General features: G+C 59.0%; 20 protein-coding genes. 6 read left to right on the top strand and 14 right to left on the bottom strand.

From position 1 onward, the window contains the following. Positions 1-60: 60 nt before the first annotated feature. Complete coding sequence (locus AC0GUR_RS03540) at positions 61-189, top strand: hypothetical protein (protein WP_472876086.1); 129 nt, start codon at positions 61-63, stop codon at positions 187-189. Between the two features lie 76 nt (positions 190-265). Further along, complete coding sequence (locus AC0GUR_RS03535) at positions 266-448, top strand: hypothetical protein (RefSeq protein ID WP_472876085.1); 183 nt, start codon at positions 266-268, stop codon at positions 446-448. A gap of 87 nt (positions 449-535) precedes the next feature. On the opposite strand, the gene AC0GUR_RS03530 is transcribed toward AC0GUR_RS03535, so the two are convergent. The 4 genes from AC0GUR_RS03530 to AC0GUR_RS03515 are packed head-to-tail and all read right to left on the bottom strand — an operon-like array spanning position 536 to position 1,895. Beyond that, positions 536-856, bottom strand: coding sequence for a hypothetical protein (locus AC0GUR_RS03530; RefSeq protein WP_472876084.1), 321 nt, complete (start codon positions 854-856; stop codon positions 536-538). Continuing rightward, positions 853-1,107 carry a hypothetical protein gene (locus AC0GUR_RS03525; RefSeq protein ID WP_472876083.1) on the bottom strand — a complete coding sequence of 85 codons (255 nt, stop codon included), beginning with the start codon at positions 1,105-1,107 and terminating at the stop codon, positions 853-855. Before AC0GUR_RS03525 ends, AC0GUR_RS03530 begins: the two co-directional genes overlap by 4 nt. A 1-nt stretch (position 1,108) precedes the next feature. Continuing rightward, positions 1,109-1,300, bottom strand: coding sequence for a hypothetical protein (locus tag AC0GUR_RS03520; protein WP_472876082.1), 192 nt, complete (start codon positions 1,298-1,300; stop codon positions 1,109-1,111). Beyond that, on the bottom strand, positions 1,290-1,895 hold the full coding sequence (locus AC0GUR_RS03515) for a hypothetical protein (protein ID WP_472876081.1): 606 nt from the start codon (positions 1,893-1,895) through the stop codon (positions 1,290-1,292). Before AC0GUR_RS03515 ends, AC0GUR_RS03520 begins: the two co-directional genes overlap by 11 nt. 467 nt (positions 1,896-2,362) lie before the next feature. Between AC0GUR_RS03515 and AC0GUR_RS03510 the strand changes: the two genes are divergently transcribed. After that, a complete protein-coding gene (locus AC0GUR_RS03510) occupies positions 2,363-4,870 on the top strand; it encodes a hypothetical protein (protein ID WP_472876080.1) in 2,508 nt (835 codons plus the stop codon). Between the two features lie 889 nt (positions 4,871-5,759). Here the strand turns inward: AC0GUR_RS03510 and AC0GUR_RS03505 are convergent. From AC0GUR_RS03505 to AC0GUR_RS03475, 7 genes are all read right to left on the bottom strand, one after another. After that, the gene (locus AC0GUR_RS03505) at positions 5,760-8,381 is read right to left on the bottom strand and encodes a VapE domain-containing protein (protein ID WP_472876079.1); all 2,622 of its coding nucleotides are present in this window, start codon (positions 8,379-8,381) and stop codon (positions 5,760-5,762) included. Between the two features lie 565 nt (positions 8,382-8,946). Next, the gene (locus AC0GUR_RS03500) at positions 8,947-9,189 is read right to left on the bottom strand and encodes a hypothetical protein (RefSeq protein ID WP_472876078.1); all 243 of its coding nucleotides are present in this window, start codon (positions 9,187-9,189) and stop codon (positions 8,947-8,949) included. A 336-nt stretch (positions 9,190-9,525) separates the two neighbouring features. Beyond that, positions 9,526-9,942, bottom strand: coding sequence for a hypothetical protein (locus AC0GUR_RS03495; RefSeq protein ID WP_472876077.1), 417 nt, complete (start codon positions 9,940-9,942; stop codon positions 9,526-9,528). Beyond that, entirely contained in the window at positions 9,939-10,274 is a 336-nt protein-coding gene (locus tag AC0GUR_RS03490; RefSeq protein WP_472876076.1) for a hypothetical protein, read from the bottom strand. Before AC0GUR_RS03490 ends, AC0GUR_RS03495 begins: the two co-directional genes overlap by 4 nt. A 64-nt stretch (positions 10,275-10,338) precedes the next feature. Beyond that, positions 10,339-10,524, bottom strand: a complete 186-nt coding sequence (locus tag AC0GUR_RS03485; protein WP_472876075.1) for a hypothetical protein — start codon at positions 10,522-10,524, stop codon at positions 10,339-10,341. Between the two features lie 2 nt (positions 10,525-10,526). After that, complete coding sequence (locus AC0GUR_RS03480; RefSeq protein WP_472876074.1) at positions 10,527-10,769, bottom strand: helix-turn-helix transcriptional regulator; 243 nt, start codon at positions 10,767-10,769, stop codon at positions 10,527-10,529. Further along, a complete protein-coding gene (locus AC0GUR_RS03475; protein ID WP_472876073.1) occupies positions 10,766-10,999 on the bottom strand; it encodes a helix-turn-helix transcriptional regulator in 234 nt (77 codons plus the stop codon). Before AC0GUR_RS03475 ends, AC0GUR_RS03480 begins: the two co-directional genes overlap by 4 nt. 423 nt (positions 11,000-11,422) lie before the next feature. Between AC0GUR_RS03475 and AC0GUR_RS03470 the strand changes: the two genes are divergently transcribed. Next, on the top strand, positions 11,423-11,701 hold the full coding sequence (locus tag AC0GUR_RS03470) for a hypothetical protein (protein WP_472876072.1): 279 nt from the start codon (positions 11,423-11,425) through the stop codon (positions 11,699-11,701). A gap of 56 nt (positions 11,702-11,757) precedes the next feature. On the opposite strand, the gene AC0GUR_RS03465 is transcribed toward AC0GUR_RS03470, so the two are convergent. From AC0GUR_RS03465 to AC0GUR_RS03455, 3 genes are all read right to left on the bottom strand, one after another. Further along, positions 11,758-12,585: a hypothetical protein gene (locus tag AC0GUR_RS03465; RefSeq protein WP_472876071.1), complete on the bottom strand. Its 828-nt coding sequence runs from the start codon at positions 12,583-12,585 to the stop codon at positions 11,758-11,760. 681 nt (positions 12,586-13,266) lie between these two features. Continuing rightward, on the bottom strand, positions 13,267-14,115 hold the full coding sequence (locus tag AC0GUR_RS03460) for a hypothetical protein (RefSeq protein ID WP_472876070.1): 849 nt from the start codon (positions 14,113-14,115) through the stop codon (positions 13,267-13,269). Positions 14,116-14,353: 238 nt separating this feature from the next. After that, on the bottom strand, positions 14,354-14,734 hold the full coding sequence (locus AC0GUR_RS03455) for a hypothetical protein (protein WP_472876069.1): 381 nt from the start codon (positions 14,732-14,734) through the stop codon (positions 14,354-14,356). Between the two features lie 639 nt (positions 14,735-15,373). On the opposite strand from AC0GUR_RS03455, the gene AC0GUR_RS03450 reads away from it, so the two are divergent. Both AC0GUR_RS03450 and AC0GUR_RS03445 read left to right on the top strand, forming a co-directional pair. Further along, the gene (locus AC0GUR_RS03450) at positions 15,374-16,045 is read left to right on the top strand and encodes a dienelactone hydrolase family protein (RefSeq protein WP_472876068.1); all 672 of its coding nucleotides are present in this window, start codon (positions 15,374-15,376) and stop codon (positions 16,043-16,045) included. Beyond that, positions 16,042-16,458, top strand: coding sequence for an HIT domain-containing protein (locus AC0GUR_RS03445; protein WP_472876067.1), 417 nt, complete (start codon positions 16,042-16,044; stop codon positions 16,456-16,458). Before AC0GUR_RS03450 ends, AC0GUR_RS03445 begins: the two co-directional genes overlap by 4 nt. The last annotated feature ends 49 nt before the right edge of the window (positions 16,459-16,507 follow it).

The following is a 16,507-nucleotide window of genomic DNA, read 5'->3' as shown; positions in this document are numbered from 1 at the left end:
AATGATCATGTCAAACCCTGGAAGCGACTCGCGCCTCCGCAAAGATCGGATGCCGCGCACATGGTCGAAAATCTGCGCTTCATTTCCCACAAGAAAGACAAGGACAACCTTGAGCACATCGAAACAGGCAATGAGGACTACTTGAAATACCAGGTGGCGCATCCATTGTCGACGTCGACCAACGCGTGAGCCCCGGCAACAGAGCGCCCATCCCGCGTACCATGATCTCCCGGACTTACCCACTGCCAAACCCTGGAGAAGCACAATGGCAAAACCGCAATGGCAACACGATATCGACCTCAAGAAGCTTGAGCTGAGAGACCTTCTCGATGCCGCCCAGACGTACGCAGGTCGTGGCGAGACGCACGGCCTATATGACCTCTACGTCAAGATCGGCAAGAAGGCCGGCGAAATCGCAGAGCTGTATCAGAAGAACCTGCCGGCGTAACAGAGCCTGATCTCTAGTCAGGGAACAAACGAGCAAAACAAAGGCCCCGTAGGGCCTTTGTTGTCTTTGGTGCGCACATGGGGCGCGTCAGGACGCGATGCCGGCCTGAGCCATCCACCTCGACATCTCCGCTTCGCAACCCACCACTGCGGCAATGATCGACTCGTGGAGCCGCTCGGTGTCGCGCATAAGCCCGTGAGCATGATCTAACGCAGCCTCGGTCGCCGGGACGGTCCTGGCCTTTGCGAGGCGCTGGCGGATCGAGTCAAGTTCGGCCGTGCGGTCTGCGATGAACGCCCCGCGCCCCTTACCGCGCAACTCGGCCAGGCCGCCCTCGGCGCGCTCGACGTGGGCTGCGACCAAGCGCAACACCAGGTTGAACAACTCACTGTCGTCGTGCGTGTTCATACGGCATCTCCCGGGGTGACGCGCGGAGTGATGACCGGCGTCTCCAGACGCGCCAACTCGGCGTTAAGCGCGCTGAGCTGGTGCTCGATAGCCATTAAGGTCAAGCTGCGCCACTGGCCCACGGGCATCGCAGCAGCGGCTTCCAGCCTGGTGCCCAGGCGCACAAACTCACGCTGTGCCCAATCGGAAATCCCGGGCCGCCCGGGGCGCAAGCGGGCGATGTGGCCGGCAATGCTTTCGGTTGTTCTCACTTCACTTCCTCTTCTTGTCATGCGCTTGGCTTTCCGACATGCGCGCCAGTGACTGGCGCAACTGCTCGACGCGCTTGGTCGCGCGCCTCGCGCCGCGCTCATCGCCTGCAGCACGCAAGAGTTCAATGTCACGCTCGACGCCGACCAGTAGCTCACGTGCGGCCTGATTCATGGCAGGCAGGTCAAATTCCATATTTCGCCTCATTGTTGGTCTTCAATTTACGCAGGCGGCTGATCACTGCCATCTGCAGTTCACGGGATGCCTCGCCAACGCATTCGATCACAGCTTCCTGAAATTCGCGGTTGCGCTCGGCACTCCATGCGATCGATGCATGCTCCAGTGCCAATCTGATCAGGTCACTGCGCATGCGGTGAGCGTTCACCAATGCCATCGGCACGCGCAACTTGCGGGTGCCATCGGGATTTTTCGTAACGGCAAAGTCACGCATCAAGGTGGCGTCCTGATCCAGCTCATCGATAAGCCGCCAAAAGTCGATGGCGCGACGCTGCGCGGGTATCACGTCGACAGCAGCTGGCGCCAGCTCGCTGATGGCCGGAATGGTCGCCCGCACCTCACGCCCCACCCTCGCCCTGGTCGCGGTGTCGCGTGCTTCCTGCTCGGGCTGATAACCAACAGCCTCGACACGCCAGCGTCCCCATGTGGGTTTTGGGATATCTGGGAACCGCTCGCGTGCAAGCCTGCAACCTTCCTTGACGCCGTGCTCGTTGGATAGTTGACGCAGGGCCTCAATGGCCTCGTCCCGTTGGTCGTGCGCTTTGCGTGCCATGCCTTGCCGGTCTCAATAAAGAATCAATCCAGTATCGATTAGGCCGTCACGACTACCATCCGCATAGGCGTTTCCCCGTTGACGCTCACCATGGGGGCGAGGGGGCAATCCCCTCCCTTGCTTGTAACGTGGTACGCCCCTTCCTTGGTTCCATCAAATGGTCCCGGGCCTACCTGTGACAGCGGCCCCCCCGTGGTCTTGGTGTACTCGCGAGCCTCATCGGAGCTACATGGGGATTCGTGGACCATCTGGGCAACCGCACGGTGACTTGATGTCTCGCTCGTTGAACTGGGCGCCCACAGCCTAGACCGAGATCGTGATTTGAGCCGAAAGACTGTCGATAGCCGGTACACAACACACGTCCATTTGTGCGATGCAACTGAGGCACTTGTGGTCATGGACGAAGGCGCGCACGATCGAACCCCCATCTCGCCAGGGTGCCGCAGCGCATTCGAGGGGAAGACACGATGGCTAATCTTGCCGGTTTCGACGTCATCGGCGAAGTGCACATCGAGACGATCTGCGATCTGCTCAATCTCGTTTCGATCACAAATCCGCTCGACGGCAAGTCAATCTACTTGTTCGGCGGGCCATTCAGCACGGATTTCAGCGTCAATTTCGGCGGCTCGATCGGAACATTGACGATGAGGCTGATCATGAGCGCGCAGATTCAACCCGTTATTGGGCAGGCGCTAACTAAGTTAGCAGTGGGATTCGGAGGCGGCTCAGCGTCCGCCTCGCTCCGCGCATTGAACGAAATTCATGGCGTATTGACCGTGGATGTTCCGCTTGGGTTTGCGGTTCCGGATAACTCCCCAAACTCAATGCACACTCCCGTCTTCCAGTTCCCTGTCGGCAATCCGGTCGTCACACTAGATCCAATGACGCGCAGCGCAGCCGACTCGATTCTGGGAACTGGCGGCGCTGACCGGGTGGCTGCCGCCCTTCAGACAGCGTTCTCCGACTTCCTCGGCACGATAGGGACTCAATCGCTACCGCTATTCGGCTTCTCCATAACATTGGGCGTCGACAGTAACGATCCGCAGCAACTGTCGGCAATCCCGGCCGTGGCGTGGATCGATGGCGAAACTCTCGGTGTATTCGGTTATTACCGCGCGGCTGCGAGCGGAGGAAGCATCGCTGGCAAACATAGCGGCGACCTCGCCCAGGCGCAGGAAGAATTCTTCTATAACCAACTGGGACAATTCACGGCAGTCCCTGGCCGCCGCGTTGCCTTACTCCTTTCGGCGGACGCTTTCAGGATGGTCATTGGCTGTCCGGCCGTCCGCAATAACGTCATTCGCTTCCTGGTCTCTCAACGGGAATACAACTCCTGGCTCAACTGGACTCGCAACAACGACCTACCTCAGATTACCGCCGACGCCAACGCGAATCTCCTTCAGCACTTGCTCGATGAGGAAACAAAGGATCCGGGTCAGAATTTCCAGATTTACTACGATCGCGCCAAGGCCGACGTCCAGACTGACATCACCACGGGAATACAGAATAAGGCCGCCGCCCTGGAGGACACTTGGCTGGGCTCGCCATTGCCGGGTGGACCTGAGGTATCAGGCGGCCAACAGCAGATCGACTTGGCGGTGCCTCCCCCTTGCGGCCAAGGGACGGTCGAAATCAAAAGAATTCATGTCCCATTCGCGCAGAGCGACTTGGTACCGATGCTGCATCGCCTCGACGTCAATCTCGCTCAAGGAAGCATCTCGGTCCATTTCGAGGCCGCCGGATCAGTTGAGTTGATCACGGGCGATGGTTCGTTCTCAGCCAGCGGTGATATGGATATCTTCGTCAGAGTCACGAACCTCGGACAAGTGCTCTCGAGCTTTAACATTCATCAACCGAACATTAACGTCGGCGCCAGTTCATTCACGGGCGCCGTTCTCGGGCTTCTCCAGCTTGCGCTCGGGCAGAGTAACTGGCAGGCGGTGATGGTATTACTCAGCCTATACCTCGAACAGAAGATCAACGAGGCGATGCAAGCCCAGTTTCCGAAATCTATCACCATCAACACGCCGCAGCAGCCGTTTCCGACCCGAATAGCAGAGATCACGATTGAACCCGACTCCCTGTTCATCGCGGGTCTGATTTGTCGCGAGCCGCGCTGGAACGAATTCAATCCGTCGCTTCTCGTTGACGCGACACTCGTATCGCGCACCTGGAACCACAAGCGTCCCATTAAAGGGCAACTCAGTCTTAAGGCAACCGATTGGGGCTGCCCGGCGGACCAGTTCAACACGTTACGCACATTTTGGGATGAAACCTTCAGCGTGCGCGCGAGACTGCGTGACGCACCGCTGCCAATCACGGTGCTCAATTGGCAAATCGAGCTGGGTAATTTCAGCTGGAACATGCTCGGGAACACCCAGTTCCTGGATCCGCGCCCAACCTGGAGCAACGCGCCGCAAGCTATCGCTGATGGCCAGCTAAAATTGGCCGGGGAGGTTGAACACCTTGATCCGCTCATCCTTCCCTACCTGGACGGACCTCTCACAGTCGCGCAGGTACTGGTCGCAGTTACTGGAGACGCTAACAACGGGTGGCAGATCACTCTGCGTGGCATCGACGGCAATTTCTACGTCCGTGTATCAGCGGATGTCACCGACGGTGCTGGTAACCAGTGGCATGGGGAGGCGATCTTCGTCCACAACGGTGACCAACTGGAAATGCCGCCAGAATGGTACTCATACAAGGCTGACTGTGACGGAAAGTATGCAAGGTGGACCCGGCTCAGATTCGAATCGCATCACCTGGTGGCTGTCGGCCAGGTCCAGCCCGGCATGCCCGTGATGAATGGCGAGATACGCGAGGCCATAGCGATTCGCACTTTGATCAGCCTCGGAGATCCGACTGCCGCTCAGCAGCTGATTTCCGCCGCTGAACGTTTCGGACCCGGCTTTTACGGGCACCTTGGGCAGGTGACGCCGCTGGTGATCGGGACGAAAGCAGGGTCTGTCCTCTAGCACGCATGCATCGGGCCTACGCTGGACACGCGTATCTACCTGCTGGTGGAAGACAAGTGTCCAAGTTTGGGGAAAGTGACATGCCGCCCCTTGACCTGGGAGGGATTTTTCGCCCGAGACAGTGTGCTGAGGGCGCTCGGCTCTGGCGAAACTCCGGGCGACGTTTCGTCGAGTTCGGTTGCGGTTACCGAAACTGCGGACCGACACAATTCGTCGACGTACCTCTCGACCGCACTCCGATGCACAACCAGCGCGAGCTTCTGTCTCCCTACGAAAACGAAATCATCTTGGCCGGGCAGGACGTGGTGCCCGCCACTCTTCGCCCACCGCGCGGCACAATCATCAAGAAATAGTCGAAAGGTATAAAGCGGGTCAGAGTGAGATGGGCTTTTGGAGGCGACCTTCCCGAAGCAATCCGGGCTACTTCGCGGAAGGCTGGATATTCGGAAAGTACCGCCCTAACGTCAGCGAAGCGAATTTGGTTGGTGGCGCTGTTCCGCTTTCGACCCGCAGCGGACCGTGGCGAATGGCAAAGAGCGGCGCCCGTGTTGGAGCAGCGCAGCGATTGAGACCAGACTCATCCGCATGATCGGCTCTGCCTGATGGAAAGGTCGGTCTGCAACACATGCAACACGCAACACATAGGGTTTCAAAACTGTTTCTCTATATACGCGTGCGATGCGCGCCATCACATGTACCTCCTGTGCGGCAATCTCTCGTATAGATAAAAAAGTCTTAAGAAGTAAGTGTTGCAGTGTTGTAGTGTTGTAGCCCTTGTCTCCCAAAGCTTCCTGTGCAACACAAGAAATACGGTGGTGTTGCAAGTGTTGCAGTCACCCACAAAAAAGCCGCCTTGTCGGCGGCTCCTTTGCTGCATCCACTTCACAACCTAGATCGGCATGTCCTGCTCGCCGCCCACGTCGCTCTCGGTCGGTGGGTCGCGATACCAGAAGCGACCACCTTGCGCCCTGCTGTTCGATTGCTTCCACCCGGCAGACCTCAGTGCGTTGCAGATGGCTTTCGAGTCAGGGGTGTTATTCGCCCCCAGGGCACGTCCCATGAACGTCTCGAAAATCTCGGTGGTCGTGGTCTTGAGTAGGGGGGCCTTGCGCGCGATCCAGCCAAGGCCGCCCTTTTCGTTGCGTACAGGTGCCATCGCCATGAACTGCTCAAGGTGACAATCCCACGGATTGCTCTCTTGTCGCGCGGCCTGCTCCACCTTGGCGGCTGCCTCCAGTTCGTCATGCAACCACCACTGCTCGCCAGAGTTGTAGCGGTGGAACGCCTCCGCCCAAATCTGATCACGTGCCGCCTTCAGGCCAGCCAGGTCGATGCGGGTCATCGCTATCGGCCAATATCGGCGTCCGCCTGTCGGGTCGCGCAGATAGCTACCGTCGCCCTCCCGGTTAACCGATCCCCAGAACACGCACGCGCGCGGATGGTCCTCCGCCTTGATCCCGAACGGTGCGCGGTAGTGGTCTACTTTTCGGGAAAAGAACGCCTTGGCCGTTTTCGCGCCGGTGCTCTCAAGTGCTGCCAGCTCGGGGACTTCAACAGCCCACTTGCCGATCAGTCCAATGGCAGCATCCTTGTTGCCCAGATTGCCGTCCAGCGAATCCGTGAACCATTCCTTGTCATGCATCAGGGCCTCGATCAAGGTTGATTTTTTCAGACCCTGCGGGCCTTCCAAGATCGGCACGGTGTCAACCTTCGACCCTGGCACCATGATGCGCGCGCACATGGAGATCAGCGATTTCGACGCGAAGGCGCGAGCAAGGAGGGTATCCTCGACTCCGGCATAGTCGCGAATCCAGCCGTCAATCCTCGACACGCCATCCCATTTCAGGCCGTGCAGGTAGACGTGCACAGGGTGCTGCTGATCGGCGGAGGCCAACAGGTTCACCGCGCCATCTACGGCCCGGCTGCTCACCTCTTTCACTTTGTACGCCGCCGCCAACCAAGCCGAGAGCCGCGTGGTGTGATCGTCGGTCCACGAGCCAGCCCCGCCACCGCTCGGCGGATCGATGCGCGCCTCCACGCGCATGGCGAACGTGTTTGCCCATATGACGCCCTTCCACGCCGGGTCGATCATCAGGAAATGGCTAATCGTCTGCGCGCTCGGTCGCACCCGCATTTCCGCGATCGCCACCTTGCGCGCGAGCACATCGGGGCGCATTACATTCGTCGGAACGTGCGCGGGATTGAAGTCACCAATGAGCGCCGACAGGTCAAGCAGGTAATTCCCGATCAGCGTCCGGTCAAGCTTGCGCGGTGCGCCATCCTTCCCGGCCTTGCCGCTGCTCCTACCCTGCGTCGTGAGGAACACCTCCCAATTGAGGAGGCTCTGCAGTTCAAGGATGCCGTGATCTTTGAACAAATCAGCCGAACGAAGGAAAACAACCTCTTTCCGATGGTTGAGGAACGCGTGCAGATCGCCGCTCTTGCCCATCGGCCACGGGCCGTCGTGATTGAGCGCACCCAACGCGCTATCAAGGTAAGTGCGCGCGGACGGACTCAGCGAAGGCAGTTTGTCCGACCCCTGCGCGATGCCCCCCAGTTGCACGCCGTCACGCTGCGCCGTAGGTGCTTGCTGGACGTCGGCGTGTTGTACGACATCCGTCTTCATCGGGTCCGGCTCGGCGTCGTCCTGGTTGTCGTTGTCTGGCTGCTCCGGCTCCGGTGCTGGCGCCGGATGCAGCGCAGCCTCGATGGCCGTCTCGATGCCCGCCTTGACGAACTCCACGCCGTAGCCGGGTCGCTGGTGCGCATCATTCCAGTCCGTTGGCCGGTCGATCAGCTTGCCTTCCGCGTCCCGCTCATCAGATAGGTCGTGGAACTCCGGCCATGCGACCAATCCGCCAACGGCATGCGCCGCGTTACGTGCCGCCGTGAGGCCGGGGTTATTCACTGGCGTGACCGTGTACACGTCATTGTCTGCCGCGATCAATATCACTGCCGCTGGAAACTTCGCACGGATCGCCTCAGCGACCGGCAGCATGTTGCTCGCGTCGAATGCCACGACTACAAGGTGATCGGTCGCATCGTGGATGGTGGAGCCGGTTGCGAAACCCTCGCAAATGAGGATGATCTTGCGGTCGTCGACCTCGCGTGCCTTCCCAATCGTGGCGAAATGCCCACGCACTGCGCCGCCGGACATGAATAGCTTTTTGAACTTAGTCGAGCCATCCTCACAGTGCTGCTGAATGATCGCCTGCAGCGTGTGCGTGCGGTTATCCGTGTCGCGGGCACGTATGAGGAGCGCATCCTTGTAGGTGTGCTTGATCTCCCCGTTGTCGCTGTCGAATATGGGAAAGTCACCGATGCGGGCGTTGCATGATTGGATACCCTTGGCAGCAAGGTACGCATGCGCCCCGTCCCACGCCTCTCCCTGCGCCTTTGCTTTCTTCCAGATTCCGTCCGCCAGTTCAGCCACACGCGCTCGATCAGCGCACGCCTTTTCTTCGCGCGCGAGCTTGCGGGCTTTCATCTCTGCGTGATCGGCCTCGCTCATCGGCGCTCGCTCGGTGTGCTCGGACTTCCAGATGAAGTCGTGGTCTTTGCCGTAGCGCTTGTTACAGCCGAACTTGCCGTTCGGGAAGCGATCGGCGTGCAGGATGTACCAGCCAGTGGCGGACTTGCGCTTGTCGCCAATGACGTCGTAACGCTCCAGCTCGCCCGATGCGACGATCTGCGACGGGTCAGCCGGGCCGATGCCCTCAGCGCTCATTGCACCGCAGAACTCACCGATGACCTCGGCTAGCGACAGCGATCGCGGTGGTTCCTTCTTGGTCTTTTTTGGCGCTTTCGATTGATCCGACTTGGTTGCATCGGCGTTGGTTGTGGTAAAATTGCATCGAGACAATTTGTTGCTCCATCTGAAAACCACTGGCCGCTAACCGGTGGTTTTCGCTTTTAAAGGGTCCGCCTTTCGGCGTCGCGCTCTACCCATAACCGGACCTCCGGCTACGCGCCCATGTTCGTGTCACGACTAGATGGGCGCGCAAATTTCAACCGCCGATGTCACCGGCAGTTGATCGAGTTTCGCGGGCTGGTGGCCGATCAAACGGCCAGATGAATCAGAGTGCTGCGCTGGCAGCAGCGCGCCTTGCGGCTCGGTGGCGTGCCTGGCGCGCAGCATCGCTGGCGCGTCGCTGAGCCAACTGCTCGGGACTGAGCGCGGCTGCAGGCTTCTTGACGGAGAAACGCTTCGCGGACTCGATCTGCGCACGACGGAACTCGGGGTCCGTCTGGTATCGGCGCCGCTTCCAATCTCGGTTGTACTGGTTGTGCTTGGCGCGTTGCTCGGTCGTCATAGTCATGCCCTCTACGGGATCATCAGGATTTACGCCGACTGCCGTTGACCATCCAGGTCCGTCTATTCCCATCAAAAGCAGCGCTATGCCACGAATGGTGGTGTCACGACACACCCTGATATATCGACGTGGTCTGGGCTCCATCCCCCAGGAGAAAGTGATGCCTGGCCCAAAGTCTGCTTGACGCGGCGGCCCGCTTGGCGTCCATCATCACGACTGATACGGTCGGACTAAAATCATCATCACGACTGATAGATTGGCCGCAGTGCTGGCGCTGACCCATATCCCAAAAAGAAGAAGCCCGGCAGATGGCCGGGCCTGTAGTTCGTGCTGTCGTCCGGCTCAGTGCACGGAGCCGCTAGACACCTGTTTCATCACGCCCAGCCGATCGCGGTAGCTCTCGACCTCCTCCCGGGTAAGCACCGCCGCCGACTCGCCGATGTAAACGGCGCCGGGCGCCATGCGGTCGTGGCGCGGCATACCTTCCGTCACTCGCTGGACGAGATCGTCCACGTCGACGCCGAGGATCTCCGCAGCCTCCGCCATGCTGATCAGCGCGCGCGCCTTGCGCCTGGACTCCTGGCTGAGGTTGCTGCACCAGTCGGCGAACTGCGGCGCGTCGTAGCCGGTGACGGCGGCGCCGTTCGCATCGACGCCGTCGACCAGTGGCGGGAAACCCTTGATGTCGCGCAGCGCAGCAGCAGACGTGCCCAGGGTCTCGGCGACGGACTCGGCGGTGAACACGAGGGTGTCGCTCACGGGGTGGCCTCTGCGGTGGTCTCATCAATCAATACGCGCACATTCACGGGTGTGCGTGACTCGACATCGAACATCGGCTCCAGCTTTATGACGCAGTCGAATTCATGGATCAGGCGCTCAGCGTGCAAGATGATTTGCACGAGCTGATCGAGTTTGCGGTGCGCCGCCTCACTAAGGCCCTGGTAGCCGTGCCAGCTATCAACCGCGCACCGAATTACTTGCAGTTGTTCAGTACGGACCTCTATCGGCGCATCACTGCCAGCAAATAGATCGATCAGCCACGCGCGGCGGATCGTATTGAACATCTTGTGCTCGCCGGCAGAGATGCTCATGACGTCACCTCGGTGGTGATCTCTGCGAGTTACCGTTGCGTCAAGAGATGGTCTAGTAGAGTATTTACCTCGGGCTTGCTGAATACATCCAGGAGTTCCACTTCGCCGTTGAGGTAGGCATCCATGAGGTCGTCGGCCGTGCGGCCGTGCGGCCGTGCTCCGCGATGCAGCGGGTGTTGATCGCTTCGACCTCTGCGGTGAGGCGCTCGTGTTTGGCGCGTAGATGCGCCAGGCGTGTTTCGTCGGTCATGGTCATTCCATTGAGCGGTTCGTGCATCCGTTGGTCGGCGTAAGACATTGGCGGTATTCCGGCCGCTGGTTGTTGCGCGCACGCTCGGCCATCCAGGTGCGCACCTCGACTTCATCTAGTACCAGGCCGCCGGTGGGCAACTTGATGAACACCGGAAAGGTCAAATCCCAGCCAGCGCGGGAATACAGCTGGCGTTTCGTCCAGCCCAGCAGTGCGCACGCCTGTTTCATCGTCAGGCGGCTCATGCAGCTGCTCCATCACGCGCAGCGATGCGGTCGGCGATCCACTTCTGGACTTCGGACTGCAGCCACGCATTGGAACGCGAGCCGAGTTTGATGGGCCGGGGGAAGCCGCTTTTCTTCATGGCGTTGTTGATCTGGTTGCGACTCTGGTGCGTCGCCTCCATGACCTGCGCCGTGTTGAGTAGAACGTAGGCGGCGCTAGCCGCATCGTTCTTGGATGTATCGGTTTGCATTTATGTGCCCACTGGCGTTTCGAGTTGGGCGCAGACTATTGGCAGTAAAAACCGAAAACTAGCCACTTTCCGAACGCAGATTTTTGGCTATCGCTCATTCGCCCTCATACCCGCTCACTAGGTGCCATTCAGTGCCATCCGGTGCCACATCGGACCAGATCGGACCACTTCACTATTCAGCCGGAGTTTAGCCTTCCAAACGCCTGTTCCCTGATTACGTATCAGGGAACAAATGAGACGTACCAATGGCTGCGTGGCGAAAAAATGTTTCCGGGCGCACATAGGGCGCACGGATGCCCGCAGGACCGCATCGTGACTGGTGGCAGCGGACAGCAATCGGTTTGCAATAGGTAGAGCAATGGACAAGCTCGGCTGTCGTGACACCAGCATGGGCAGCACCTTTTGAAAACGTGCGCCACGATCATGATCAGTCCGAACTCGCCCTACCCACTGCAGACCGCCATCATCAGCGCCGTGTCGCATTCGGGCCTGGCTGCCCAGACTTTTTGCGGGAAGCCGTTGCGCTTCGCTCTTATCGACGAGAACGGCAACTTGGTCGAGGCCGGCCCGGCCGTAGCGGATAACGCGTGGCGCACGGCCGTGCTCGCTCATGAGAGCTACCTCGCCGGCCAAGGACACCTGCGGGTCCACTCGTCGCCACCGTGCATGGATGCGGTGCCATCGCCAGCACTCGCCGCATGATCCAGGACCGAGAACAGAACAGCAGAAGGGGTGCTATATGCGCCCCATTCATTTACTCAGTCCGCAGGCGATTCCAATAGGGCGAGCACCTTTTCCGGCGACTTGATTTTTCGATGCTCAATCAGGTGTTCGAGTTCGGGCGCCCATTTGTCGAAATCCGCAACGACGGCCGCTTTTTCCTCGGGCTCAAGCTCGGGGAAATCGACCAGTGCCTGCCGTAGGCGCGGCACCCACTCTTCTAAAGGCCACTGCCATCTCTGCTCGATGTAGCTATGTGCATTTGCGAGAAGCGTTTGGCGGCCAATCACAGCTTGCAGAGCCCTGCCGTTTGGATCGCCCTTGTTTGCTTCGTCTTGGTACGCGGCCTGGAGCGCCTGAAACTTATTCCCCTTCACAACTCTCAAGGGGTTGGTGATGCGAAAGACTAGATCAGTCGCCACGGTTCGCGCCCACGCATCTAGCCCGTCACGAAGGCCCTCGTCCGTGGCCCCGAGTTCCGAAAGCAACTCGCGCGTACTCTCTACGAACCGATGGATGTCGCGCTGCTGACTACCCGCACCCCAACGCCCCGATTGCGAAGCTGTTCGGATGACAGCCGCCCCAAAGAGCGCGGTAAGGCTCCGCAACTTCGCCAGGACGTTCTCAACCTCGTCCAGCTTTCGGTCGACTGCCCTCGTCTTCGCTTCCAATCCGAGACCCTTAATCACCTCGAACCGGTCCACAGTTGCGACCAATACCAGCACTAAGCCTGCAGTAATGATGCCGCTGCCTGACACTTGGCCCCGAATGCAGAACCATGTGCCGAAGCCAATATTCACGAAGCCGGCGATGCCCAGCAGAGTGTTGACAGCACCCATAACCCACTTGTTGCCATTCTTGACCACGACCGCCCCCTCCGTTTGCACGCGACCAATCGTAACGGAGGAAATCCTCCGCGAATGGACAGGCTGAGACACGAGAATCAGAACAGCAGAAAGCCCGCAAAACGCGGGCTTTTTCTTTGATTAGGTGCCATGCCGGCGCCACGTGTCGGGTGATTGCTCTAGGGGCAGCCGAGCGAGACGAAGCCCACCTTGGGCGTTGAAACAGCATTAATATTTGATTCTAAACGGTTTTTCACTAGACCACCGGTTCTCGCAGGGAATTAGTGCCCTGGCTGACGAAGCCCATCATTTTACCCTGTCGAAAGACCCGTAATGCAGCTATCGGTTGAATCCGCAGTCGGATACGGACATTGAACACCCCACCCAACTACCTCCACTCCGTCCCTTCTTTGAAGAAGGCCCTTCCTCTGGCCTGTTGGAGCGCAGTTTCGAGCAGTGCAGCGGGGGGTGAACAGATCCATCGTCGCTTGCGTCGTGACTTTCACGTTGAGCAGCGTGTCGCCCGGGATGGTCCGTATCATTCATTGGCCGGGCGGCCGGGCGAACGTGCAACGTCCAATTCAACGGACGGTCCGAAAGGGTAAGAAGCCAATAGGGAGCTACCGGCCTCTCGCCAATCTATCCCGCGCCAAGCAACTTACGTGCTGCTTTTCTGCTTATGCCCAGGATGGTTCAGAGTGATTACCTAGTATAGGTTTTCGGCTCGAATACGCTCTGATCAATCGCCGTACCAAGCTTCAACGATTTCACCTCGGAAATCATTGTATAGGGAGCTAGCGGACTAGCGTTGAGGGGATCAACGTTTTGATACAGCACGATGGACTTCTTGTCCGACGTCGTCACGACACCGTCTTTCTCATAGACGCACATGTCGATGATGCCCTTCGGGCTGATGAGCGGACTGGACTTAGGCAGGCAACGCAGCTTGACGCCAGCCACCATGCGCGCGTCCGTATAGTCTTCATTGGTCTGGGGCGGGTTCCTGGCATTCATCGCGCCGAGATCGTCATCAGCCGAGTCCACGGATGTCGTGCCGTCCTCATGCCCGCTCACGTTGATCTGCTTACCGTCATGCTCGATGACGACGTCAAAGGACTTGTCCGGTACGATTTTGACCTCGCAACCCTTATCGGCCGCCAGATTGTCAAGATCGACCTTGTAGACCGACTCTGTCTTTTTCATCCAGGAGTGGCCATCGGAAATATAGGTGGTGCGCTGAGTGATGTAATCGTCAGGCATGTGCGGGAAAGGCTTGACCGGTACATGCAGTGACTCGGCACCGGCCACACAGAGCTTGTAGGCCATATCGCCCATCCCATGGAGCATGCCGTCGGCAGGAGTCGGGCGATCAATCAGGACCACTTCATAGCCACTACTAGTTGCGCTACTGCTTGCCGCTGTAGATGTGGCGACGGCGTGGCCATCGGTTGATGAGCCCGAACTACCGCATGCCACCAGGGTCAGACAGCAGGTGGCCAGGATCGGCAGGATCCGCACATGTCGCGATACAGCAGAACCATTCAATGGCATAGATCATCTTCCTTTTGAAGTAACGGGGCGACATAAGTTGATTCGGACTAACAAGCCTATGGTGGGCACCTGTGCGATCCATCAAAGGCCTGCAGTCGTCGCCAAGCTTTGTACGAATTTTGGTAGGCCTGATCAGATCGTCATCACGCGAGAAGCGATTGCGTTTGGTTGATGCACGCCGCTACCCCTCAGCGAGGCGCGCTTTGCGTGCATATCAACAGGCATCCCTTTTCAGGCGTCAGGGTTTGAACTTCAGTAACGGCAAGCCGACTTGATTGCGACAACCGTTACGCATCGCTTGCTCTTCCTTCACAGTGTCTTCCAGCGATGAGGAGGGCTTGCCGCCGCTCTGCATCGATGCCAGCGCACGCTCGGCAAACTTGGCGCCGAAACACTGGCAGTAGTCACCCAGTTTGGGGTTTCCTTTCAGATCGGCTTCACCATAGGGCACCGGGATATTGGTGGCCTGATTCATACACATGTCGACGTACTGGTTGGTCGCTGAAGACAGCGGAGCGTCAGCATGAGCGACCGACGGCATCACTGCGTTAGCGAGGAAGCCAAGCGCGAAGCCGAGCATCGCACCGGACAAAGCCGGCGACGTATCGCGAAGTAACATAATTGCTCTCCATCTAGTCATGAATACGAACATCGATAAACCAAACACGCCCATACCCGGCGTGCATGATGACTAGCGCGCATGTCTCCCTGACTGCATGGAGAAGACGTGCCAATCCCTGGCCAAAGAAACATCACTGTTGAGCGATGCTATAGCGTATGAATTGTCTCAGAAAAATACGGTGACCTGAGCACCCATCTTCTGCACACCCTTCGGCACCGCGGCCCGCCCATTGCTACCGTCGCGAAGGGCACGATTGGAGCCGCCAGGACAGTCTGAAAGAGGCAACTATCATTCGTCATTTAGTATCTACGTGTCTCTGCTGGCCACAGTTCTAGAGTGAACCCGCCATGCCCCTTTGGGGCGAGAACAGACATTGCAAATGGGTAACTCGGCTCAACGACCGCTGCCTAGCAAAAGTCGGATCGGCCTTAACTCGCCTCTGGAAATGCGTGTGGCAGGTGGCGCGATATACATACCGTGCACTTGGGTCAGCCAAGGCTGACGAAACCGACGTTGGGCGAAACCTGCGACATGGCTGGGCAAGCGTAACCATGCGGAAAACGGACCATTATATCTCAGGACCGTCCCTTTCCCTGAATGGCTAAAATGCGCCATTGCCACGCGGGAGTGCGAACCATGGGCCAGACCATCAACCTCAACACCACGCGCATGCAGTGCATCGGCGCCTATCTGGCCAAGCCGGCAGGCAAGCCCAAGGGCGGCATCGTGGTGATTCAGGAAATTTTCGGTGTCAACGAGCACATTCGCCATGTGACGGATCGCTTTGCGGAAGCCGGTTACACGGCCATCGCACCAAGCTTCTTCGATCATCTGGAGACCGGCGTGGAGCTGGGCTACAACGAAGAAGGCTACGCGCGGGGCAAGGCCCTGATCATGGAACTGGGCCTGGACCGCGCCGTGGAAGATGTGGCCAGCGCCGCCGAAGCGATTTCGTCCGCCGGGCGCATTGGCACCGTGGGTTACTGCTGGGGCGGCACGGTGGCCATGCTTTCGGCGATACGCCTTGGCTTGCCGTCGGTGAGCTACTACGGCGCACGCAATGTGCCGTTTCTGGGTGAAAAGCCCAAGGCGCCGGTGATGTTCCATTTTGGCGAGAAGGACAAGAGCATCCCGCCGGAGATGGTGCAGAAGCACCGCGAGATGCTGCCGCAGATGTCGTTGTTCACCTACCCCGCCGATCACGCATTCAATCGCGATGTTGGCGCGCAGTACGACGAAGCCAGCGCAAAACTCGCTTACGAACGCACGCTGGCGTTCTTCGACAAGCATCTGGTGCACGGCGCATGAGCGAAGCCGGATTTGCGCTCGATCCACGCCTGCAGGCCGATACACGCCACGTCGCTTCGCTCACGCTGTGCGATGTGCTGCTGATGAACGACACGCGCTTTCCCTGGCTGGTGCTGGTGCCACGCCAGACAAACCGCGTGGAGATCTGCGACCTGCAGGCTGACGAGCAAGCCATCCTCTGGCACGAGGTCAACCTCGCGTCACAAGCGCTGCGCTCGCTGATGCCGTTCGACAAGCTCAACCTTGGTGCGCTGGGCAACATCGTGCGCCAGCTGCATATCCACGTGGTGGGACGCCGTGAAGGGGATGCCGCGTGGCCGGGGCCGGTTTGGGGTAGCGGCAAAGCCGTGCCGTATGAATCGGACGCATTGGCATCGTTGGCGGCTGAGTTGCGAAGCGCCCTGACTGCGTAACGGTTGTCCGCCCGTGCTTGCTGCGTGTCTGATTTCCTGACTGCCCACA

The sequence above is a fragment of the Dyella sp. PARNA 12/25 genome (assembly GCF_055702865.1).
Note: the sequence above shows the minus strand (reverse complement) of the source record. Positions and strands in the feature narration are given on the sequence as shown.